This window comes from Fibrobacter sp. UWB12, from assembly GCF_900142485.1.
GTDB lineage: Bacteria > Fibrobacterota > Fibrobacteria > Fibrobacterales > Fibrobacteraceae > Fibrobacter.
On sequence record NZ_FRAZ01000002.1, the window covers coordinates 1 to 22,029 of the forward strand.

The following is a 22,029-nucleotide window of genomic DNA, read 5'->3' on the forward strand; positions in this document are numbered from 1 at the left end:
ATCTCCAAATTTTAATACATTACAACTCGTTTATGTAAGTCGTTTACAGTCAACAAAATACGTTATTTTAAAGCTACAAAATTCCTTCATTTTTGCGAAATTTCGTTTAAAATAAGCAATATTGCCAACTTTTTCACGCTTCACACAAACGATAGAATATAGTATAAATTATCAAAAATCAAGCTTATAATTTAAATAGTGGGAAAAATCACTATTCTGCCTCTCCCCACCGTTTTTCCGGATTTGGGCAATGGTCCTCATGGCCATCAGGCCAAACCCACACTTCATCTGAAAACGGACATGATTCGCACTTGCCGCCAACAGCACAAATGTCTGCGCTATTATTAAAAAACAGACTCCCCTCATGCTTCACATCCGAAACCGAAAGCGCACTCGACCGTAACTCTTTACGCAACGATTCCAGCAACGCATCGTCTGGCATATACATTTCACGGAGTTCTTGCGAAGCGGTACTCAAAACCACCACTTTATTCCACTTGATTCGGTCAATCCCAATCGCAGAAGCCCATGAACCCAACTCCGGCACATCCTGCAGATTCTTTTTATGCAACGTCACTTGCAGCGAGACCGTCGCGCATCTCGCATTCTCGCGCAACTTATCGCGCAGTCCATCGCGCACCCGAACCAGCTTTTCAACGTTCGCTTTCCAACCATCGAACTGTTCCGACGCCAAATAGCTTACCTTGATATCGCTGCACGAACGCAACAGCAATTCCATCGCAGCGTCACACCCCCACTTCCCAGGGAAAGTCCCATTCGTCGTGAGGTTCAGCGGAATCTCAAGCGCCCTACACAACTCTAGCAGTTCGTCAAAATGCGAATAAAGTAGAGGCTCCCCCATCGTCGAAGGGATTACTTCTCGCAGCAAGCGATTACCTGAAGCATCACGTTCTGCGGCATACTTTTCTATCGATGCCTGAGCAATCTCGAAAGTCATTTCGCCTAGGCCAAACGCGCGGCGTTCCTTATTACAATTAGCCACGTCACAATTAAGCAAAGCCCGCTGGTTCAAAAAACACAGCGGACAATGCAAATTGCAAACGTCAGGATTTGTAAGTAAAGTAACGCGGCGCATTTTCCGCACACTAACTATTCTCTATGTTCTCTCAAATATTTAATTGCAGCAAGGCCCGCAATCGCACCTTCGCCAACGGCTACAGCCACCTGGAGCGTGCCGCCCGTGCAGTCGCCAGCAGCAAAGAGACCCGGAACTGTTGTCTGGAAATCCTTATCGAGCACGAGCTTTCCGGCATCGAACGCAGCGCCAGCTTTCAAAGCCAGATCCGTTGCATTCGCACTACCCATAGCCACAAACATGCCGTCAAAATTGGCTTCAAGGCCATCGTCAAACTTCACGCCTTCAAATTGCCCAGCGCCCTTGAGCCCCGTAATCTTGCGGGTTTCAATCTTCACACTTTCAGGGAATTTCGCTGTGAGCTCAGCACCGTTCGTCAAGAGTGTTACGCTGTTGACTACAGACAAAAGTTCAGTTGCTTCGTGCAATGCATATTCGCCCGAACCAAGTACCGCCACATCCTTTTTACGATAAAAGAAAGCATCGCACACAGCGCAGTAGCTCACACCGTGGCCTTCCATCTCGGCCATTCCTGGGATCGGGGTCTTCTTGCGGGCAGAGCCAGTCGCCATCACACAAACCTTTCCGCGGTACGTTCCGTTCAAGCCCGTAGCCACAAATCCAAAACCATCGAACATGAGGTCCGTCACCTCATCGTCCACGATTTGCGCACCAAGAGCAAGCGCCTGCTTCTTACCGACTTCAGCAAGTTCCGCCCCCGTGAGCGGTTTTTCAAGACCAAAATAATTTTCGATTTTGTGAGCCTTCGCAAGCGCGCCCACATCTTTTCCAACTAACTGAACATCAAGTCCAGCGCGAAGACCATAAAGAGCCGCCGAAATTCCAGCCGGACCATAACCCAAAATCAATATATCTGCCATGTGTACCTCCACAATTAAGATACGAATTTATTTATTTTAAAATATATAACTGATTTAGAATTTTTTGGAACTGAGAATGATGTTGCAACGCTACCCTACGCGTGATTTATTTGTCGAAGCCGGATATGGTCCCAATTTCGCGGACCAGCTTATTCAGAATGCCTATAGCAAGCTATTTGAGGGCGACCCGATAGACGAGCGAATCTATTTTGAAGCTTCCGACGACATGGCATACATCATCGACATCGGACACGATGACATCCGCTCGGAAGGCATGAGCTACGGCATGTTCATCGCGGCACTGACAGACCACGAATCCACGTTCGACAAGCTTTGGAACTTTTCAAAGAGATTTGTCCGTAACAACGATGGTCCGCACAAAGGATATTTTTCATGGCAGGTCAACACGACCGACTTTTCCATGATGGACCCCGGTGCAGCTCCAGATAGCGAAGAATATTTTGCAGCAGCACTCCTTATTGCCGCAAAGCGCTTTAATCGCGAAGATCTACTCAACGACGCCAAAGAGCTCATCACCGACATCAAGTACAAACCGGTCAACGAGCTCGTCGGCCCAATTATCGATCCCGAACGAAAAATAATCAAGTTTTCTCCCGTTCTCGGAAACGACTTTACCGACCCGAGCTACCACACGATGGCGTTCTACCGCATGTTTGCCGAAGCAACAGGCGATGAATCTTGGCTCGAAGTCGCACAGGCAAGCATTGAATTTTTGCAAAAGGCAGCACACCCCACCACAGGACTTTGCCCAGATTACGCCGAATACGACGGAACCCCTAAAGCGATGCCCTGGTTCCCCGAAAGCAACAACTTTAGCGGTGATGCTTGGCGCGTTGCCCTCAACTTAAGTCTGGACTATTCCATTTTCCGTGGGCATGAAAGCGAAAAAGAAATTTGCGAACGCATTTTGCATTTCTTCCAGAACTGCAATCCGTACCTTTCGGACTATGCTGTCGATGGAGGGCCTTACCCGCACCAAGGACGAAATGCGACACCAGGCCTAATCGCCATGAATGCAGCAGCAACGCAAGTATTACCATTTGATGACCCGCGCATCACGCCATTCGTAAGACGACTGGCCGCGCTCTCTGTGCCCTACCGTTTTTGGCGCTATTATGATGGGATGTTATACATGATTGGGCTTCTCGCTACGGCGGGAAAAATCACACTATAAGGAGTACGCATGAAACACCTACCATTCATTCTCTTCATCGCTGCAAGTTCGATAGCGTTCACCGCCTGCGACGACGTTCGTATTGAAAAATACCCGAACGGGAACACGCGATTCGAAGCCACCTACGTGAACGACAAGAAGGAAGGCCTCGAAAAAGAATACTACGACGACGGAACACTCAAGCGAGAATCCAACTACGTGAATGACCGCCGCGAAGGAGTCACCAAGGAATACTACAAGGACGGCACTCTCCAGACGGAACTTACATACGCAAACGGTTACATCGAAGGAACCGTTATCCGCTACCACAAGAACGGGAAAGTAGCCTCCAAGGCCGAATACAAGCAAAATAAACAAATTTCATTCGGCGAGACTTACAATGAAGACGGCTCCCCCGCCACAAGCGGCAGCTACAAGGATCCGCGCGATGGAATCTCCTACGAATGGATTGTCATTGGCGACCAACTTTGGACAGCAGAGAACATGAACTTCGCCACGGCATCCGGTGCAATTTGTGCGCAATGCAATCACTGGGGACGTCTCTATGATTTTCAGAACGCTCAAAAAGCATGTCTCGAAGGATTCCACATGCCGAGCAAGGCTGAATGGTTAAAGCTGCTGAAGGTAGCAGGCAAAAAGCCAGGAGTCGCTCTCAAGGCAGGCTACGGCTGGGATCCCATCAAGCCGGAATCTCCGATTTTCGGAAACGGTAAAGATGAACTCGGATTCGGTGCCAAGGCTGGCGGTGCACATTTTGCAAAAAGCGACGTACCTATAAAGGATCGCAAGTTTGACGAAGCCGGCAAGAAGGCATACTTCTGGACAAGCGAAGGCGAAGTTCTCGTGTTCTTCCACGACAAGGATATCGCCAAGTTCGAGAAGTTCAATCCTGAATTCGGCGCAAGTCTCCGCTGCTTGAAAAACTAGTTTGTCAACGTGTCATCCTGAGCGAAGCCGTTAGGCGAACTCGAAGGATCCAGTAACAATTCATACAACGCAAAGCTCCTCACATCCGAGGAGTTTTTATTTTATCCTCTCCAAAGATATTTCCTCTCCATCCTCATATTTCTGTTTAGTCCGAATTCGCCCTTTTTCATCGTAATACTTTTTTATGCCGTGTGATTTCCCATTCCTATAGGGTTCCTCGTATTTTTTGCGACCGAACTCATCGTATTGTATTTCATTTCCATGATGCAAACCATCTTTATAGTTCGTCACCTTAAATTTCTTTCCAATTGGATAATACCAAATATCGGCACCATCACGTTTACCTTTCTTAAAATGAATTTTATTCGCAAGTTTACCGTTTGAATGATACGATTTCAAGACCTGTACGTAAGCGGGAACAACAATATCTCTATCACGAATATTCAAATCGGTAACATAAATACCTTTTTTCGCATTTTCAGTTTTCAAATCGTCTGCTGAAATTTCATAGACGGAATCAACAGGGCAACCATTATCCTTGATGAACTTTTTCAGCGCGCTTATATTATGCGACAAGACTGAATTACTCCGCACCACAGATTTATACATTCCCTCACTATAATCGTTGAAAATAACAATAGAATCAGGATTTCCGCACCAGTTTAAGGCCCAACCGGAATCCATTAAATCCTTATGACGGGACTCCAAGAAAAATCCACCGGGATCGCACCCGCACAACCCAGCCAGTTCTAACTTTTGAAACCCGTTATTGATTTTTCTCGCATATAGGGAATCATCAATGGACGCAAACAATTCCTCCATCTGCGGATTATTTCTCAAATCGAGGGCATTGAGGAAAATGGCACAGCCGCCTTCGCACGCAGAGCGGCCATCGCAAGAGTACGAAAGCGAAAATGCACCCAACAAAAAAACAAATAACTTTACAAACGTTCTAGATATCATACTTGTCCTAAATATAAACTATCCTAGAACAGATTGCAAAAAAGAGCAAAATAAGCAGCACAAGAACAAGAGCAAACTGTTCATGATGCTATTTTTTTCAATTTCATGCTACTAAATTAGCTGATTTCACATTTTTGGAAGCATAAAACAAACAGACAAACTCATATTTCGGCTATTTTAAACTAGTTTATCTAAAAATTATGCTACTAAATTACGATTTTTCGTCATTTAGTAGCACATTTTCTGATTTTAGAGCTTATCTGGAGTTTATCGGATCGAAAAACTATAATGTAGCGTGAGCAGCAATCGTATAAATAGCAGTCACGTCCTTCGCCTTGAGCGGCACGAATCCCCAGCCGTCGCCAGGATTCAACTTTTCGACGAGCGTCGGGATATCTTCTTCTTTTGCGCCAAGTTCGGCAAAGTTAATCGGCATGCCGATGGAATGCAAGAATCGACGGAATGCCTTAATGCCTTCGAGCGCAGTCGCTTTCGGATTTTCAAAATTCATCTGGCAGCCAAATACACGTGTTGCCATCTGTGCAAAACGCATCACGTTATGGTCAACCACATACTCCATCCACGCAGGCATAATAACTGCTAGCCCCGCGCCATGGGCGCAGTCATAGAGTCCCGAGAGTTCATGTTCAATCGCGTGGCTATTCCAGTCTTGACTGCGCCCGCAGCCCACAAGGCCATTGTGGGCTACCGTACCCGCCCACATGATGTTCGCACGAACCTCGTAATTGTCGGGTTCGGCCATGGCGCGCGGGCCTTCCTTAAGCATCGTGATGAGCAACGCTTCGCAAAGGCGATCCGTCGTCTCGACTTCCAAAGTATTCGTGAAGTAGCGTTCAAAAACGTGGGCCATGATGTCGGTAATGCCGCAAGCAGTCTGGTAAGCCGGTAGCGTGCAAAGCAAAGCCGGATTCTGTACCGCAAATCTCGGGCGAATCACGTCAGCACCGATATCACGCTTGAGCATCCCCTCTTCTTTTGTCACGACGGAATCGCCACTGCCTTCGGAACCAGCGGCAGCAATCGTCTGCACCACGCCAATCGGGAGAGCCTTCGTGACCGGCAACTTTTTCGCATAGAAATCCCAGAAGTCGCCATCGTAAAGAGCGCCCACAGCGATACCCTTGGAGCTATCAATAACAGAGCCTCCGCCCACAGCAAGGATGAAATCAACCCCGTTCGCACGAACCATTTCGATGCCCTTGTAAATCAAGGTATCACGCGGATTCGGCTTCACGCCACCGAGCTCCACAAACGAAACTCCTGCAGCATTGAGTGACGCCTTCACACGGTCTATCAAACCGGAACGCACCGCAGAACCGCCACCGTAATGAATCAGCACCTTCGTGCCGCCATACTTTTTGACGAGTTCACCGCATTCGTTTTCGCGGTCTTTACCAAATACAAATTCCGTGGGGCTGTAGAAATTAAAGTTATCCATATTCCATCCTTGTGTTTCGAATAAAAATACAAGAAAATCCCGCCATAAGCAGGATTTTCTCAAAAAAGCCGTTCACAGCAAGAACCACCTTACCAGAAGTGGAAACCTAAACCCACAAAAATAAAGTTGTACAAGACCCAATCCTTACGGCTATCGTTTCTATAGTCAAACGTATAGCCCAACATATACCGAAGTTTCAATGACAAATAACTCGCTATATGAAATTTTGAATCAGGAGCAGATTCCAACCAAAAACGATAATCAGCCTGAACGCCCGGCCCAATCGAAGTTCCTAGACTAAAATACGGCTGAAATTTAAATCGTTTGTTTTCATAAGCATCATACCCCATAGAAACAAACCCACCTCTCAAATCCTTATTTCTGTAATAATACGGGGTAATGATGTATCTAGAATACTGTATCGGAACACCTAACATAAAGGTCCAATTCAGCGCATCACCAAAGACTTCAAAACCAAGGCCACCTGTATATAACTTTTCCTCATGATAATTTCTGAATTTTTTATAGCCTTTCAAGTACTCATCAAAATCCTTAACATTCTTTTTTATCCAATTAAAATATTCTGAATCCGGATACTTTTCACAGAACTCATTCATTTTTTCCAAAGCACGTTCAATCCTAGTCGTATCTACGTCTACGCCACGATAATACCTGTATGAACTTGCACGAACTTTTATCACATTCGCTAAATCAACATCCTTGGAGATTCCATATCCTTTTAAAGAATGGTCCCAAGAATACGTAAAGTAATCCTTATCATAAATCATCCAAAAAGGAAGCGTTTCTATAAGGATCTGTGCGAGGTCTTTGTATTCCTGTTTTATATCGGCCTGCATCGCACTTTTCAAATAGGATTCAGCCTTATCTACTCGTTGCCGGTGATCACGGTCTCCAGGACGATCGTTATAATGAGCCGCAAAACGAGTTTCCTTTTTCAAGTAGGTCTTCAAATCATCATCGGCAAAAGAATAGCGGACACGTTTCCCAGCCTTCTTAAGCAAATTCGCAAACTGCGGAACAGCCAAGTCATAACGTCCCAATATAAAATTGACTTGAAGAAGTTCAAGGCTATCAATTGCCGATTCCGGAACCTTTGCTTGAGACAAAAATTCAAGGGCCGCATCAGCTTTAGCAACATCACCTTCTTTCAAAGCATGCAAAAGATTGTCACGAGCCTTCCATTCATCAAACATATCGACAGGATCAATTTTAACACTTAAAAAAACGTCCTGCTCATAATCAGCCCCCTGAGCAAGAACAACCGCACAAAAACAAAGAATCACAAGAAAAATATTCCTAACCATATACATTAAATATAAAACAAAAAACTTCCCGGAGCATATCCGAGAAGTTTCAAAAAGGTGACCCCCGGAATGGTATCCGGGGTGACAACATGAATTACGTGGTATATTCGGCGTTGATTTTCACATAGCCGTAGCTCAAGTCGCAAGTGAATGCGCTTGCAGAAGCCTGGCCAATGTTCAACACGAGCGTTACTTTGTATTCACGCTGACGAACCACGGCATGCAGTGCAGCCGTCTGCTTTTCGTCCAGCTGTACCGGACGGCCACCTTCGAGAACCTTGACTTCACCGAAGTAGAGGTCCGTGTGTTCGGCAACCATGTTACAGCCGCTAGAACCAGCACTGCTAAGGATACGGCCCCAGTTCGGGTCTTCACCGAACATAGCGCACTTGGCGAGGTTCGACGTACCGATGAAGCGAGCCATGCGGAGAGCTTCTTCGTGGCTTTCAGCCTTTTCAATGCGGAGTTCGATGAGCTTTGTTGCACCTTCACCGTCGCGGACAATGTCCTTGGCGAGGCTCTGCATCACGAGCGTCAAAGCAGCACGGAATTCGCCCTGTTCGCTGAGGGATAGGTCTTCGTACTTGATGCCGCTCATGCCGTTAGCGAGCATGATGCAAGTGTCGTTCGTGCTGGTGTCACCATCAACCGTAATTGCGTTGAAGGAGTCTGCGATGTTGGCACGGAATTCAGCAAAGAAGTCAATCGGCAAAGCAAGGTCAGTCGTGATGAACGCAAGCATCGTTGCCATGTTCGGGTGAATCATGCCAGAACCCTTGCAGGCGCCACCGATAGTCACTACACCCTTTTCAGTCTTGATTTCCACGGCGTGGCTCTTGAGAGCAAGGTCCGTCGTGAGGATAGCTTTTCCAAATTCTTCGGAAGCATCTTCATGGAGCTTTTCCACGAGCTTCGGGATACCGGCTTCAATCTTGTCCATCGGCATCAAGTGGCCAATCACGCCCGTGCTGCAAACAAGCACACTCTTCGGCGTGAGCTTGAGAGCTTCTTCGGTAAGCACAGCCATGCGTTCAGCATCGGCATAACCCTTTTCGCCCGTGCAAGCGTTAGCGTTACCGCTGTTCACGATCACAGCAGATGCAAAGTGGGCATGTTCCAAAGCGGCCTTGTCATAAAGGACCGGAGCGGCCTTCACCTTATTGGTGGTAAAAACGGCGAAGCAGCGGGCAGCCTTTTCGCTCTTGAGAAGAGCCATATCGGCATTGCCGCTGGCCTTGATTCCGGCGCAAATTCCAGATGCGGTAAAGCCCTTGGGGGAGCAGACGCCGCCTTTTTCCAATACAGTGTACATAGTATCTCCTAAAAAGAAGCTTTCTTTTGCGATTCAGGGTTCGCAACGCCCGTTAAAATTTTTACCTTATAGAGCATGGAAAAGATCATGTTTACACAAGAGGCTTACGACAAGCTCGTTAAGGACCTTGAAAATTTAAAAAATGTTGAACGTCCCCGCGTACTTCAAGAATTAGTTGATGCCCGTGCACAAGGTGATTTGAGCGAAAATGCAGAATACCATGCCGCCAAGGAACGCCTCGCCGCAATCGATAACATCGAAATGCCGAAGCTCCAGGACCAACTCGCCCGCGCCCAAGTGATTGCATTTGATGCGAACTCCGATACCATCAAGTTCGGCGCCACCATCACGGCCAAGAACTTGAAGACCAAGCGCGAAATCGTCTACCAGCTCGTCTCCCCCGAAGAAGCCGACGCCCTCAACGGCAAAATCAGCTTCAAGAGCCCGATTGGTGCAGCCCTTATGGGCAAGAAGCGCGGCGATACGGTCGAAGTCGTAACGCCCAAGGGCAAGAACCAGTTCGAAATCATCGATTTCAAGTAATCCAGCTTTAAGCATTCCATGTTCGTAACGCTCATCGGCAAAGACCAGTTCAGCAAGGACAAGCGAATCGAAAAATTCCTGTCCGAGACTCTTGGCGACCGGATTTCTGATCCGATGGCCAAGCAGGTGCTGTACGCCACAGACACAAACATCGCTTCCATCTCCGATGTCATCATCGAAGCATGCGATTCCGTATCGATGTTTTCGCCGGAACAGGTCATTGTTGTACGCAAAGCCGAAGCCATGAAAACCGACGATTGCAAAGCAATCGCCAAATGGCTCCCTCATGCCGCAAGCGGCAAAGTGCTCTTTGACTTCGAAACGCTCCTCGCCAGTAGCGAACTTTACAAGGCGCTCTCGAAGGTCTGCAAAGTCGAAAAGTACGACGTGCCGAAACAATACGAAATGGCCGACTGGATTTCGGCAGTCGTTCCGACGCATTTCAACAAGGCAATTGAACCTGCGGCATCGCAGTACCTCGCCGAAGCGCTCGGCAACGACACCAAGCTCGTTTGCGAAGAAGTCGAAAAGATTCTGCTTTACGCCCCCGACTGCAAAAAGATAACCATCGACCTCGTGAAAACGATGGTCGTTTCGCAGCGTGATATCCCCACCTACGAAATTGAAGGTTTCTTCGGGATGCAAGATGCAAAAGCGTACGTCCAGAAGCTCAACGAACTTTTGAACAGCGGAGTCGATGCCATCCGCATCTCCAACACGCTTTACAGCTACGCGCTCTCGCTCTTGAACTATGCCTCGCTTACGGCCAAGGGCGTTTCGCCCGAAGAGGCTGCCAAGAAAATTGGCAAGAACTACTACATGTTCGTCAAGAAAGGCCAAGCCGCAGAGTGCTGCCGTCGTTGGCGCAAGCCACTCCTGATCCGCGTACTCCGTCGCCTCGCCGACCTTAATTACGAAATGAAAAGTGGCAAATGCCCCACCCGCATGAGCCAGGAACTCGCCCTCGCCGCTCTCGTCGTGCGATAGGTTCTTTATTCCCCAAATTTAGCGCTCCCCGGACTCAATTCCGAGGCCGCAAAAAAGTAAAAGCCCTGGCAGAGCCAGGGTTTTCGCATTTTTAATTTTCACGTTTTAAAAATTTGCGAACGTGCTTAAAAAGCACGCCCGCCATTATCTTACTTCACACGAACAAGCTGAGCAACACTTCCAACACGCACGACATACGCTCCAGAGCGAGACATAGTCACATTGAAGTTGGCAGAATCAACCGTTCCTGACGTAATAACGTTTCCTTGCATATCGAGTACGGCGTAAGCACTCCCCTTGCGGGCATTCATCACCTGGATATTGCGGCCGATGGTTGCCAACTTGAACTGAGGAGCCATTTTCACACCAGGAATAGATTCCTTATCCGATTTTTTCAATTCAAAGCTATAGACAATCTCGCCATTAAGTTTTTCTCCAGAGAAATATGCCGGAATTCCATTAATGACAAGTATATCATTGATATTTTTCTGTGAAAGCGTTTTCCATATATTCACCAAACTATCATCAGCGCATTTGTCAGTATCAGAGACAGCAAGATTCATATACATAACATACTTGCCAGCCTCCAACTTTCCTTCATATTTTTTGTTATCCAAATAAAGTTCCTTGACAGAAGCCTTAAAGCAACTGTTCGGCGTTTTTATCTTAAGATCTTTCGAAGACTTGCCCACCTCTAAACCCGAAATGGTATAAACAAAGTCCGGAGTTGCAGCAACCTTGTAAACTGCATAAACAGAATCATTTTTAGTAATCAGATTCAAATCTTTGCTCCAGCCAACGAATGTGAGACCAGCATGCACAGGAGGCTTTACGGAAGTCTCAGAAGCGCCCTTCAAAATTTCCTCTTTGCCAACGAGGGTGCCATTGAAATCCAAGAACGTCACTACAACCGTCGGGAGTTTTTCGTAATCCGCAACAAACGTAATCTGATTATTTATTGAAGCTCCTCGGCCCAACATGTTAGACGAAATACTTTCATACCCAACGCCCTCATCAATAAACTTCCAGCCCTTGAACTTGTAAAGCGAACGTGTAGGGTCTTTCGGCGGAGTTGCAGCCTGTTTTTCGCCGACAATTTCCGTTTTCAGGACTTTTCCATCATAGTCAGCAAACACCACCGGATACCATAAATACTGGAACTTCACTCCAATTTTTTCTATAGTAAGAATCTGAATGAACAAATCTTTAGCCTTCAGCGTATTTACCATCACGTCAAGGTTGTGATCCGTCTTACTATAGAATCTCCAGATATTGGCAAGACTATCATTAGCACAAGAACCTGTATCAGCAACATCAACTTCAACTTCCAATATATAACGCCAAGGGTCTTTATTACCTTCAGTGTAATCATTGCCATCCGACAAATCCTTAAACGCTTGTTTTGCAACAATAAAGCAATTGTTCGGAGTCTTGACATTGGCATCATTCGCCTTTACTGCCTTTTCGTAATTCGTCACAGTAAAACTGTATTCAGGAGCTTTCTTGACTTCATAAGTAGCCGTAACATAAGTCGAGTTTTCAATTTCTTCAAGCTTTTTATCCCAGCCCTTGAATGTCAAGCCTTTATGCACAGGATCTTTGGGCGCAACAACGATTTCATCATCGCAATACACAGAATCCTGTAATACAGTTCCATCGAAATCCTTAAAAGTAACTTTCTTAGAAGGCCCATACTCATACTCAGCAAATACCTTATTGCTACCTTCGACTTCAGTATATTTACGATCCCATTGCTTGAAGATTTTACATCTAAGCTTTGGATTTTCTGGAGGTGTTGCCGATAATCCCTGTCCGACAAGTTCCGATTTCAATACCGTATTTTCCTTTATTACAGTTCCATCACTCGAAACAACTCTATCATCATCAAGGAACTGTATACGGAACCAGGTATAGTTGAAGTGCAAATTGCCCATAGTACTACCTGTATTCCAAATAACATTTTCCACGCCATTTACCTTAACCGTAGACGTTACTTTATTTTGGATATTAAACTTCCAAATATTAACTAAGCTATCATTAGAACACTCATCTGTATCTTCAATCTTAAAGCTTACTTCCAAATTATACTGCAAGGCATCTTCTTTGCCTTCGACATAATCTTTTTCCTCATCATATTGCTTAAACGACTTTTCTTGCAAGACAAAGCACTTGTTTGGCCCCTGCACATCGAGGTCAGAAACAGTCTTTGCAGTCTTGTAATCTGCTACAGTAAAATTGTACTCAGGATTACTCTTGGCTTCGTAAGTTGCCTTAATCCAAGTAGTTTCTTTCAATTCAAAGACATCGGGTATATTGTCCCACCCCTTGAATGTCAAGCCAGCGTGTTCCGGATTCTCCGGAATGACAACCTCATCCCCTTCATAATACAGGGAATCCGATATAGTCGATCCGTCATAATCTGAAACATTCACCCAGAAAGGTTGAAGTTCCCTATACTGAGCCGAAACCGTCGTATTTTTCACAATTTCAGAATAATCGGTACCCCATTCTGAGAATACAAAACCTCTTTGCGCAGGAACATCTTCTGATGGCGGCGGAGTTGCAGACATTCCTTCGGGCACATATTCCTGTTTCATCACGCTATAGCCTTGTTTACCATTTACATTAACCGCCATAAATTGAACTTCAAATCTCTGGAACCAGAATTCAACCGAACTAATAGCAATACGTCCTGTACTCATAGCGTAAACCTGATATTTTTTCACACCATTAACAACAATATCAAGTTTTTTCAAATCATTGACAGAATTCCAAACATTAGACAATTCATCATCAGCGCAAGAACCAGTGTTTTTAACAGTCACAACAACTCTATAGTCAAGGGGCAGCCCCTTTTCATTGAAACGACCCTTAGAAACAATAAAGCACTCGTTTGGCGTAGTAAACGTGATATCATCTGCACTTTCAGCAGTTTTAAAGCCATCTATTTTGAATTCAAACGAAAGATTCTTTGCATCGTAAACAGCCCTCACGGTAATATTTTCCGTTACATTATCAAAAGCCTTATCCCATCCTTTAAAAGTAAGCCCCTTATGAACAGGTGCGTTTGGAGCAGTAGCAGAACGACTTGTTAAGATGGTATCTCGTCCCAAAACAACGTCATTAAAATCAACAAACGTCACAACGCGAGTATTCGATTCCAATTTTTCAATAAAGAATGCAGTCAATGCAGAATCACCACGAACTTTGAGATCAAATTTTGAACTCTTGCTCACACATACACCATTACTTTCCCAGCAATCAAATAGATATCCGGCATTTGCAGTTGCTTTTAAAGAGACTGTTTCCCCAGCTTTATAATAGTCGTTAACAGTTACAATAGTTCCTCCACCATTACCTTTACTTGCTTGAACTTTGTATTTGGGCGTAACACGCATCATTCCCGAAAAAGTGGAATCAACAACAGTCTGGCCATAGGTTTGTGCTACATTATATATAATACGGTCCCTAATTTCTACAAGGGAATCGCCTCTTGCAAAATAACCGAGATCCTTTTTGACTAAAACCGTATCATAATATTCTTTATAGTTTTGCACATTATTAGTCAAAACACTTGACACATTAAACCATTCACCAGCAACATACTTTTGGTCCGCTGCTGAATACGTATAACGTCTTGCTTGACGTGTGATGCGGACATCATTCGGAATGTCGGGCGCATAAATATCATAAACAGTCCGGACTCCAACTGCATCATCATAATTCAAAGTAAATTCAGAGTTGAATAAATTACCGTAGCTTCTAATTTGTCCTTTTTCATCAGCGATTTCTTGATAAACGCTAGCAGGCTTCGACAAGTACACATAATAAATTGCACGAGCTAAACGACGATCATCCGCCCAATCCCTCGTTTTGCCGCTGAGCCACCACAATTCATATGAATTATTGTTATCAATAGATTCCTCATAACTATAAGTGTAGCGCAAACGATCTATTGTAAGGCGAACCTTTCCATATTTTTTTTCACTTGAATAAGCTTTTTTCAAAATGTCTTCAATGCTCATTTCGACTTCATGCTTTCCGCAATCATCATAAAAGAACCAATTTTCCGGTTCACCAATATTACTCGAAAATGTTAAAGCATTGCCATTATAAGTATATCCATAATGAAAACTTTCATTGTCCGTACTTTTTAACAAGGAATAGGAATTTCCTAAAACGCCATAGATAAGAGTAGGCATGTAGCGGTACTGCTTACCATAACCACAAAAGGCGACATCGTTATAATAAATTTTTCCTGTAGGATAAGATTTGCTAGCGTCCAAACCTTTATATTCCACAGTTATCGGTCCTTTAGGGTCGAGTGGGCCTTCCTCTAAATATTGCTGTTGAAGCAGCAATTCGTTTGCTTTTTCAAAAGTCGCATTTGCAAACGTTCCTGCACAAAGAAGAAACGTCAGAGCGCTTCCCATAACCTTATTCATTTCAACTCCTTCCAAAGGCAAAAGCTGCCCCAAAGTTTATAAAAATCTTACGCAAAGGTAAAAAAAAGCCATTTTTTTGTAAAGTGATTAATTTGAAGTTCTGTGGATTATTTTTCAATCAACCAAAAAAAGCCCTGGCATAGCCAGGGTTTTCTCACTTATAAAAAGAAAGGCCGGACGTAAGTCCGGCACATGCTAATTACTGATTCCAGCTGTCATCGTGTGAATTTTCCGGAACCGGAGCGTCCGGGGTTTCACCTGTTGCAATCGGAGCTTCTTCAGCCTGTTCGACCGGCTTAAGTTCCGGAGCGGCAACGCTAGAAGTCATTTCAGACTTTTCGGAAATATCGACATTGCCGATGTAATTGCGAATGATTCTCGGCGTCACAAAGATCACGAGGTCCTTCTTCGTAATAGACTTGCGGCTATACTTGAAGAGGTTACCAAGCAGCGGAATATCCTTGAGGAACGGGATACCGCTTTCGCTTTCAGTGTTTTCGTTGCGGGTAAGGCCACCAATCACGACCGTTTCACCATCAGCCACAACAACCTTGGTCTTTGCTTCCTGGGTCGAAATCACGACTTCGCCCTTTTCGTCATAACCATAGGAGTTGTTTTCCGGATGGAGGTCGAGCAAAATGCGATTGTCGCCAGAGACGTGCGGAGTAACGGTAAGTTTGATACCCGTTTCAACCATCTTAGTCGAAGATTCACCGCTATCGTCAATCACGCGGATGGAAACCTTGTCACCCATAAACACGAGAGCTTCAGTGTTATCGAGCGTAGAAACCTGCGGAGAAGCAAGCACTTCCGTAGAAGCATCACCCATCAAGTTCGAAATTGCAATCTGGAGATTGTTGTCCAAGAGGCTTGCCGTAATGGCGGTACTCGGATTACCCACAGCCGGCGATGCTCTGTTCGGGAAAGACTGGATAGCACCACTGATTCGGCTAGAACCGGCGGTAGCACCCGTTGCAGCGGCGGCAGTCCCCGGCGTAAGCGAACCAGAACCCATCGTAGCGGTCCAGTCAACACCGAGTTCGCGAGCAAGTTCGCTGTTCACGACCACGAGCTTTGCAGTAATCATGATCTGGAGCGTTTCGACGTCAAGTTCGGTCAAAGCGTTACCCATCTGCTCGATTTTGCTTTCGGTATCGTAAACGATGATGGAGTTCGTACGTTCCACAACAGAAATCTTACCACGGTTAGACTTCATGTTTTCAAGAACCTTGACGAGTTCATCGGCCTTGGCGTGATGCACCTGGAAATTCTTACGAATAAGAGGAGCGGTCTGTTCGGCCTGAGCTTCTTCGTCAGCAATTTTTTTCTGCTTTGCCTGATAAGTACTCTGGCGCTGAATTGAAATGTACTTGTCCTGAATCACCCACGTGAGGTCATTCATGTTACAAATAATGTCCAAAGTTTCTTGCCAGGTCTTTTTGGTCACGCGCAAGCTAATCTTTCCCTTGACATCGGGAGCGATCAAAATATCCACGCCAGCAATCACGGAAACAGAGCGGAAAATCGCTTCGTAATCCATGTTGACGAAGTTAAAGTCATATAACTTCTTATTCGGAGCAACCGAGCCCTCAGCAGGAGCCGCCCACGCGGTAGCAAAACTTGCCACCATGATAAGAATCGTCAGAATTTTAGTCAGCTTTTTCACTTTTGACCCCCAAATTTATCGGGAAGACCCATAGAGTAGCGACGGCTCACCCCGAATTCCTGAATCAAGAAGAGCACATCAGTTTGTGTAATTTTAAGAACTTTTCCGTTCATGATCTTATCGCCTTCCTTAATCGTATAAGACACGCCCGGATTCTTGGTTTCGACGAGAATAGCCACCGGCTCCTCGGCTTCCCAAATAATACCCACCAATTCAACCTGGTCGATATTGATACCTTCTTCGACCAAGCCCTTGATTTCAACAAACGGATCGCGACGACCAAAAGAACTGTAAGTCACACGGTCTTCATAAAGTTCATCAAGAGCACTTCCGACAGGTTTCATTCCCTGCGTGAGTGTTTCACCGCGTTCTTGGTCCACCTTCCTCAAGCGTTCCATCTGCACGGCAGAAAGTTCATCCGTAAAGCTTACGGCACGGCGATTCACGTATCCAATCTTGTTGCCCAATTGAACTTTGCGGTAAAGACCCGTCAAATCCATGTTCACAAGGCGATCGCCAAACACGACACGCTGCATAACCTGAGACTTTTCGCTCGGTGCTGCATAGAATTCCGTTTCATCGGCAACGACAATCAACTCGCGGACAACTGGGCGCAAATGGAATGTCTGTGCGCTGGCAACAACCTTCTTGCTATCCTTTTCGTAAGACTTAACGAAATCCGAGAATTCCGGAACCGGATCCGGAGACTTCATCCAGTCACGAACGTAAATGCCATTCGGACGGGCACTCCAGAACACAAAGCCATCGCGACGGATTGCATTTTCAGAAGTCTGCAAAATCAAAGCGCCATCCTGCACCAAGATGACCGGGCGAGCTCCCGGCGAGAGCTGGATATTCAAGCCATTGGCATCCCAGAATACAGACCTCACAAGAGCACCAGTACTCACCTTGAACACAGGAGACTTATCCGGTCCCTTTGTAGCAACAGTTATTACAAAGGCGCCATTCGGATTAGAAACTTGAGCAATCTCCAGGGGATTACTTGCCACCAAGCGGAACTGTTCCATGCCAGAACCGATAAGGACCGTCATTTCCTTAAGTCCCGGGAGCAAAGCAGATGCACTTGCCGGAGCGGCAGCCTGAGCAAGATTTTCGCGAGCGGCCTTTTCTGCGGCTTTACGTTCAGCAGCCATGCGTTTTTCTTCTTCACGAGCGGCCTTACGATCAAGTTCGGCTTGCTTTTCGGCAGCCTTGCGATCGAGAGCAGCTTGTTTTTCAGCAGCCTTACGTTCGGCAGCCAAGCGCTTTTCTTCTTCACGGGCGGCCTTTGCTGCGGCAGCCTTCTTGCTAGCAAAGAGCTTCGAAAGCGTCCAAGGTTTGCCATTCTTCGAAGCGAACTTCAAGAAGAAGCTAGACTTATCCAAAGAAATCGCATTCTTGTCCGAATTGATGGAAGCACCCACAGGCATGCGAATCATCAAGAAGTTCATGCCACGATAGACTTCCTTGGAAACGCTCATGGAATGAACAAACGGCGATGAAGCATCGATATCGTAATTACCGATACCAAGGGCAAAATCCGATTCGGAGAAGCCGACGGTCAAAGTTTTTGAAGCATTATCGTACTTTTGGAAGAATGTCGGCAAATTCTTGTCAGATGCGAACAGGAATTCCATCTGGCAAGTCTTTGTGCAATTAAAGCGGACATCCTTAATGAGCGCAGCCTGCAAGGCTACGGCACTCGATAACAGCATAAGAAGGAACTTGCATTTCATTATTTGCCAACCTTCTTGGATGTATAAGTGGTCAAGTTGAAGTTCACCGACATGGTAATCGGAGTCCAACCGTGAGTTTCAGCCTTCTGCACTTCGGCAGCAATGCCTGAGTAGCGAGAAAGTTTCAAGTTCGTAATTGCAGTCGGATAGTTGAAGTTTGCAATTTCAGCAAACAAGTAACCGAGCATGTGATAACCGGAATTAACCGCAATCGAATAGCGGTTTTCAATGTAGTGTTCCCTTTCGGAACGACCTTCCGGATTGAACTTCTGGATCTGCACACCAGAGCTACGCAGCACAGAATAAAGGTCCTGCAAACGCAGAGGAACTTTTTCTTCTTCCGGGAACATTTCCTTTAATTTCTGGAAATCCTTTTCGGCCTGAGCAAGCTGCATTTCGAGTTCAGCTACGCGATGTCTCTTAGCATTAATCTTGTTCAATTCTGTTTGTGCAGAATTTCTCTGATCTTCAAGACTTGCATATTCAATCGTGAACGGATCCCATATATACGTATAGACAGAATAAACCAACAACAGAATAGCGACAATCAACGCAATGCAGTATACATTTTTCTTGTCTTTAAAGTCAATATTAAAGTTGCCCATATCAACCCTCCTCTCCAAGGTCTTTCTTGAGTTCGACCTTGAGTGTAAAGTTGTAGGCCTCGTCGCCATCTACTTTTGTTGTAGAGATAGATACAAGCGAGACTTTGTTTATGCTGACTTGTTTCTCGAGCTTGACCATGTATTCAGCCACTTCGGAGAAGTCAAACGTCGTGCCCCTCATTTCGAGGTTGAATTCGCCCACTTGGGACAAACTCAAAAGCCACATGTTCGGGGGTAACACCGAGGAAATATTCTCAAACAGTACCACCCAGCGCTTTTTGCTAATCTGGATTGACTTGAGAGCATTAATCTTGGTATTAATAATAGACTGGTTCTTTTCGAGAACGCTGATTTTCTTGAGCAACGGACGTTCACGTTCAACAGCAGCACGTACGGATTGGAGTTCCGCTTCTATGCTTGCCATTTCCTGCAACGTGTATGCATAAGTGAACAACGCGGCAAAAATAAAAACAATAAATATAATGGTAGGCCACACAATACGGCGGTCGGTAAGCCAAGTCAAATCCTTTTGCGTTTTGCGGTGTTCGCCCGGCAAAAGGTTGATCGTAATCGCTAGCGCCTTATTGGCACCTTTATTCTTCTTAGTAGCCATTAGAACTTCCTCATTGCAAGTCCCAAAGCCGGGGCGTAAATGTTAGACAAGGCAATCGACATGCCGTCCTTATCGACCACGCTAGAATCACATTCCACAGAACGGAAGGGGTTGACAGAGCCTGTTTCAATTCCGGTCTTTTCGGCAATGTATTCCAACAAGCCAGGAACAGTAGCACCACCGCCACCAATCAAGATTCTTTCGAGCGGACGAGCATCTTCGGCAGAAGAATGGTAGCGGATACCAAATGTAATTTGCGACATGAGTTCTTCGAACGCAACATCCATAGCATCTTCAAGAACCGAGATTGCAACGTCGTCAATAACCTTCAAGTCGTTCTTTTCGAACATTTCATGGCACTTTTCCGCAGAAATATCGAGGCTGGAAGATAGTTTGTTAATAATAACATTCAGCGAACCACCATTCATGGATCGCACGGAGTGGAAGGCGCCATCTTGAATAAAGCCCACACTCATCTTGCTATCGCCAATATTGAAGATTGCCGTAGTCTTTTTGCGGTCTTCGTCAGATGCAGTCATGACAAACGCATTCAGCAAGCCAAAGATATCGACATCCAAAGCCGAAAGCTTAATGCCCTTGCGAGTAAAGAACTGCGCCCAGGAATCAAGCATGGCGCTCTTTGCAGCAACCACGTTCACCTTGACTTCATCGCCTTCGCGAGACACAACCTCGTAGTCCAGAACGTTTTCTTGGTCATCGAACGGCGGACGGGACTGTGCAGTCTGAACGATAATTGCATCTTCGTTGCCGTTTTTCGGAACCTTGATCGAGAGGCGGTCCACAAGGACACCTCCTTCACCGGCACCACAGTTCACCGAAGCCACAACATCCACATTTTCATCAATCTGGTGGCGAAGCATCAACCTGGAAAAAGCTTCGCCCAACTTGTCGAAGCCGTCCTTCTCCTTCTTTCCGCCATTATCTGCGGCCAGATCGTCGGAATCACGTCTTTGGATAAGACCATTGATGATGGAGCCCGCCGGAACGGGTTCCAAATCCACTTCACGCACAATCCTTTTACCGTTAGCATCATGATAGACCTTAACGTACTTGATGCTGTAGTGGCCAACATCAATGCCAACAGTTTCGCGTTCACCGCGAATTCTAGCAATCAACCCTAAAGCCAAAATAAACTCCGATAGGAAACATTACCTATGTAAATTTTACTTTCATAAACAGCGAATGTCAAGCGAAAAATCAACTCTAAATCACATTAATTTAAGTTAAAACATCATTTTGGCCCATTTTTTTCGCTTTTGATTTGCGAGTAGCCTCAAAAATGTACTGCAAGACGTGTTCTTGGGTCCAAGCATACGATCCAGTAAACACCGCCGAAATGGAATTATATAGTGGAAAATTAGGATTTCGATGCCCCAAATTGTTCAAAACCTTAACATCCACATTCTGTACGCCAAACGTCGGAAGCTCGAACGAAATCGAAAACTGCTGGTCCGGCTTGCAATCTTCGGTAAGTCCAAGCAAAATACCACCAGCAGACAAGTCATAAAGCACGCCCGAGTGCACCTCTCCGTTCGGGAACGTTGCCGTCACCGGGAAATCGACAACTTGACGAACCCATTTACGCAACTGTTCTTTTTCAAGCTTATCGCTATGGAGAAAAACAACCTTATTTGGAGAAGCAGAAAAAACGGAAAGCCTTACAGAATAAACAGCGTCATTCATACGAGTCCAGCGGACAAGCGCACGCGAGCCGGAAATCGATTTCGCAAGCGACACGGAGCCTTCAATCGACACGCTCCATGTCTTTTCTGAACGCTCTAGAATCTGAGAACGCTTAACCAACAAACCGTTCTCGAATTCCAGGTCCACGCGATCCCCTACATTGAACTGTCTTGACGAGCAAACTATGGACAAAGGATTCGCTCCAGTAAAGTCCATCTTTCGCCGTAAACAAGAAATAGCATCAAGCGTTTCATCGCGAACAGAAAAAACATTGCGGATACGGTAAAACTCCGAGACTGCGGTTTCAAAAAGTCCTGAGGAATTCAGCACGGCATCCTTGTTTTCGAACTTAGATGAACGCACCAATTTTTCCAAAGTACGCACTTCCTTGGGCGTAAACTCGAACGCCTTGATCTTCTCGTTGAACGAGTCTGTGCCAAACATCACCTCATTTTCACGACGGTTATACATGAGATGAATTTCAATCAGCACAAGCGCGACAAACGGAAGAGCCGGAAGGATATAGCTCTGAAAAATTGCCCAGGCTTCTTGAAGAACACTAGCCATCGGAT

At 45.7% G+C, this 22,029-nt stretch carries 17 protein-coding genes; 4 read left to right on the forward strand and 13 right to left on the reverse strand.

From position 1 onward, the window contains the following. Positions 1 to 211 precede the first annotated feature (211 nt). Together BUA34_RS02565 and BUA34_RS02570 are read right to left on the reverse strand one after the other, a co-directional pair. Positions 212 to 1,003 (reverse strand): radical SAM protein, encoded by a 792-nt coding sequence (locus tag BUA34_RS02565; protein WP_139255856.1) that lies wholly within the window; start codon positions 1,001 to 1,003, stop codon positions 212 to 214. Between the two features lie 107 nt (positions 1,004 to 1,110). Beyond that, entirely contained in the window at positions 1,111 to 1,977 is an 867-nt protein-coding gene (locus tag BUA34_RS02570; RefSeq protein ID WP_072827198.1) for an NAD(P)/FAD-dependent oxidoreductase, read from the reverse strand. A gap of 76 nt (positions 1,978 to 2,053) precedes the next feature. Here BUA34_RS02570 and BUA34_RS02575 point away from each other — a divergent pair, with 76 nt between their 5' ends. After that, complete coding sequence (locus tag BUA34_RS02575) at positions 2,054 to 3,172, forward strand: glycosyl hydrolase family 8 (RefSeq protein ID WP_254794288.1); 1,119 nt, start codon at positions 2,054 to 2,056, stop codon at positions 3,170 to 3,172. A 9-nt stretch (positions 3,173 to 3,181) separates the two neighbouring features. Beyond that, the gene (locus BUA34_RS02580) at positions 3,182 to 4,099 is read left to right on the forward strand and encodes an FISUMP domain-containing protein (RefSeq protein ID WP_072827199.1); all 918 of its coding nucleotides are present in this window, start codon (positions 3,182 to 3,184) and stop codon (positions 4,097 to 4,099) included. A 96-nt stretch (positions 4,100 to 4,195) separates the two neighbouring features. On the opposite strand, the gene BUA34_RS02585 is transcribed toward BUA34_RS02580, so the two are convergent. From BUA34_RS02585 to argJ, 4 genes are all read right to left on the reverse strand, one after another. Next, positions 4,196 to 5,062, reverse strand: a complete 867-nt coding sequence (locus tag BUA34_RS02585) for a toxin-antitoxin system YwqK family antitoxin (protein ID WP_072827200.1) — start codon at positions 5,060 to 5,062, stop codon at positions 4,196 to 4,198. Between the two features lie 283 nt (positions 5,063 to 5,345). Further along, entirely contained in the window at positions 5,346 to 6,521 is a 1,176-nt protein-coding gene (locus tag BUA34_RS02590; RefSeq protein WP_072827201.1) for an iron-containing alcohol dehydrogenase, read from the reverse strand. Between the two features lie 89 nt (positions 6,522 to 6,610). After that, entirely contained in the window at positions 6,611 to 7,825 is a 1,215-nt protein-coding gene (locus BUA34_RS02595) for a hypothetical protein (protein ID WP_072827202.1), read from the reverse strand. 115 nt (positions 7,826 to 7,940) lie between these two features. Beyond that, a complete protein-coding gene (argJ, locus tag BUA34_RS02600) occupies positions 7,941 to 9,158 on the reverse strand; it encodes a bifunctional glutamate N-acetyltransferase/amino-acid acetyltransferase ArgJ (RefSeq protein ID WP_072827203.1) in 1,218 nt (405 codons plus the stop codon). Positions 9,159 to 9,233: 75 nt separating this feature from the next. Here argJ and greA point away from each other — a divergent pair, with 75 nt between their 5' ends. After that, positions 9,234 to 9,701, forward strand: coding sequence for a transcription elongation factor GreA (gene greA / locus BUA34_RS02605; RefSeq protein WP_072827204.1), 468 nt, complete (start codon positions 9,234 to 9,236; stop codon positions 9,699 to 9,701). A gap of 18 nt (positions 9,702 to 9,719) precedes the next feature. Beyond that, positions 9,720 to 10,688, forward strand: a complete 969-nt coding sequence (gene holA / locus BUA34_RS02610) for a DNA polymerase III subunit delta (RefSeq protein ID WP_072827205.1) — start codon at positions 9,720 to 9,722, stop codon at positions 10,686 to 10,688. Positions 10,689 to 10,837: 149 nt separating this feature from the next. Here holA and BUA34_RS02615 read toward each other — a convergent pair whose 3' ends face one another. From BUA34_RS02615 to BUA34_RS02645, 7 genes are all read right to left on the reverse strand, one after another. Then, a complete protein-coding gene (locus tag BUA34_RS02615) occupies positions 10,838 to 15,133 on the reverse strand; it encodes an InlB B-repeat-containing protein (RefSeq protein ID WP_072827206.1) in 4,296 nt (1,431 codons plus the stop codon). A gap of 199 nt (positions 15,134 to 15,332) precedes the next feature. Next, entirely contained in the window at positions 15,333 to 16,799 is a 1,467-nt protein-coding gene (gene pilQ / locus BUA34_RS02620; protein ID WP_072827207.1) for a type IV pilus secretin PilQ, read from the reverse strand. Continuing rightward, on the reverse strand, positions 16,796 to 18,535 hold the full coding sequence (locus tag BUA34_RS02625) for a hypothetical protein (RefSeq protein WP_072827208.1): 1,740 nt from the start codon (positions 18,533 to 18,535) through the stop codon (positions 16,796 to 16,798). The genes pilQ and BUA34_RS02625 overlap by 4 nt, the downstream gene beginning before the upstream one ends. Beyond that, a complete protein-coding gene (locus BUA34_RS02630; protein WP_072827209.1) occupies positions 18,535 to 19,140 on the reverse strand; it encodes a type IV pilus inner membrane component PilO in 606 nt (201 codons plus the stop codon). The genes BUA34_RS02625 and BUA34_RS02630 overlap by 1 nt, the downstream gene beginning before the upstream one ends. A 1-nt stretch (position 19,141) precedes the next feature. Then, positions 19,142 to 19,753 carry a PilN domain-containing protein gene (locus BUA34_RS02635; protein WP_072827210.1) on the reverse strand — a complete coding sequence of 204 codons (612 nt, stop codon included), beginning with the start codon at positions 19,751 to 19,753 and terminating at the stop codon, positions 19,142 to 19,144. Then, complete coding sequence (gene pilM / locus BUA34_RS02640; protein WP_072827211.1) at positions 19,753 to 20,901, reverse strand: pilus assembly protein PilM; 1,149 nt, start codon at positions 20,899 to 20,901, stop codon at positions 19,753 to 19,755. Before pilM ends, BUA34_RS02635 begins: the two co-directional genes overlap by 1 nt. 91 nt (positions 20,902 to 20,992) lie before the next feature. After that, entirely contained in the window at positions 20,993 to 22,024 is a 1,032-nt protein-coding gene (locus tag BUA34_RS02645) for a PilZ domain-containing protein (RefSeq protein WP_072827212.1), read from the reverse strand. Positions 22,025 to 22,029 lie beyond the last annotated feature (5 nt).

Bases quoted from the DNA above. Each gene is read 5' to 3' on its own strand.
- BUA34_RS02570 (WP_072827198.1), bottom strand. From the start codon at position 1,977: ATGGCAGATATATTGATTTTGGGTTATGGTCCGGCTGGAATTTCGGCG.
- BUA34_RS02645 (WP_072827212.1), bottom strand. From the start codon at position 22,024: ATGGCTAGTGTTCTTCAAGAAGCCTGGGCAATTTTTCAGAGCTATATC.
- BUA34_RS02580 (WP_072827199.1), top strand. From the start codon at position 3,182: ATGAAACACCTACCATTCATTCTCTTCATCGCTGCAAGTTCGATAGCG.
- BUA34_RS02625 (WP_072827208.1), bottom strand. From the start codon at position 18,535: ATGAAATGCAAGTTCCTTCTTATGCTGTTATCGAGTGCCGTAGCCTTG.
- holA (WP_072827205.1), top strand. From the start codon at position 9,720: ATGTTCGTAACGCTCATCGGCAAAGACCAGTTCAGCAAGGACAAGCGA.
- BUA34_RS02590 (WP_072827201.1), bottom strand. From the start codon at position 6,521: ATGGATAACTTTAATTTCTACAGCCCCACGGAATTTGTATTTGGTAAA.
- BUA34_RS02585 (WP_072827200.1), bottom strand. From the start codon at position 5,062: ATGATATCTAGAACGTTTGTAAAGTTATTTGTTTTTTTGTTGGGTGCA.
- BUA34_RS02615 (WP_072827206.1), bottom strand. From the start codon at position 15,133: ATGAATAAGGTTATGGGAAGCGCTCTGACGTTTCTTCTTTGTGCAGGA.
- BUA34_RS02575 (WP_254794288.1), top strand. From the start codon at position 2,054: ATGATGTTGCAACGCTACCCTACGCGTGATTTATTTGTCGAAGCCGGA.
- argJ (WP_072827203.1), bottom strand. From the start codon at position 9,158: ATGTACACTGTATTGGAAAAAGGCGGCGTCTGCTCCCCCAAGGGCTTT.
- greA (WP_072827204.1), top strand. From the start codon at position 9,234: ATGGAAAAGATCATGTTTACACAAGAGGCTTACGACAAGCTCGTTAAG.
- BUA34_RS02630 (WP_072827209.1), bottom strand. From the start codon at position 19,140: ATGGGCAACTTTAATATTGACTTTAAAGACAAGAAAAATGTATACTGC.
- BUA34_RS02635 (WP_072827210.1), bottom strand. From the start codon at position 19,753: ATGGCTACTAAGAAGAATAAAGGTGCCAATAAGGCGCTAGCGATTACG.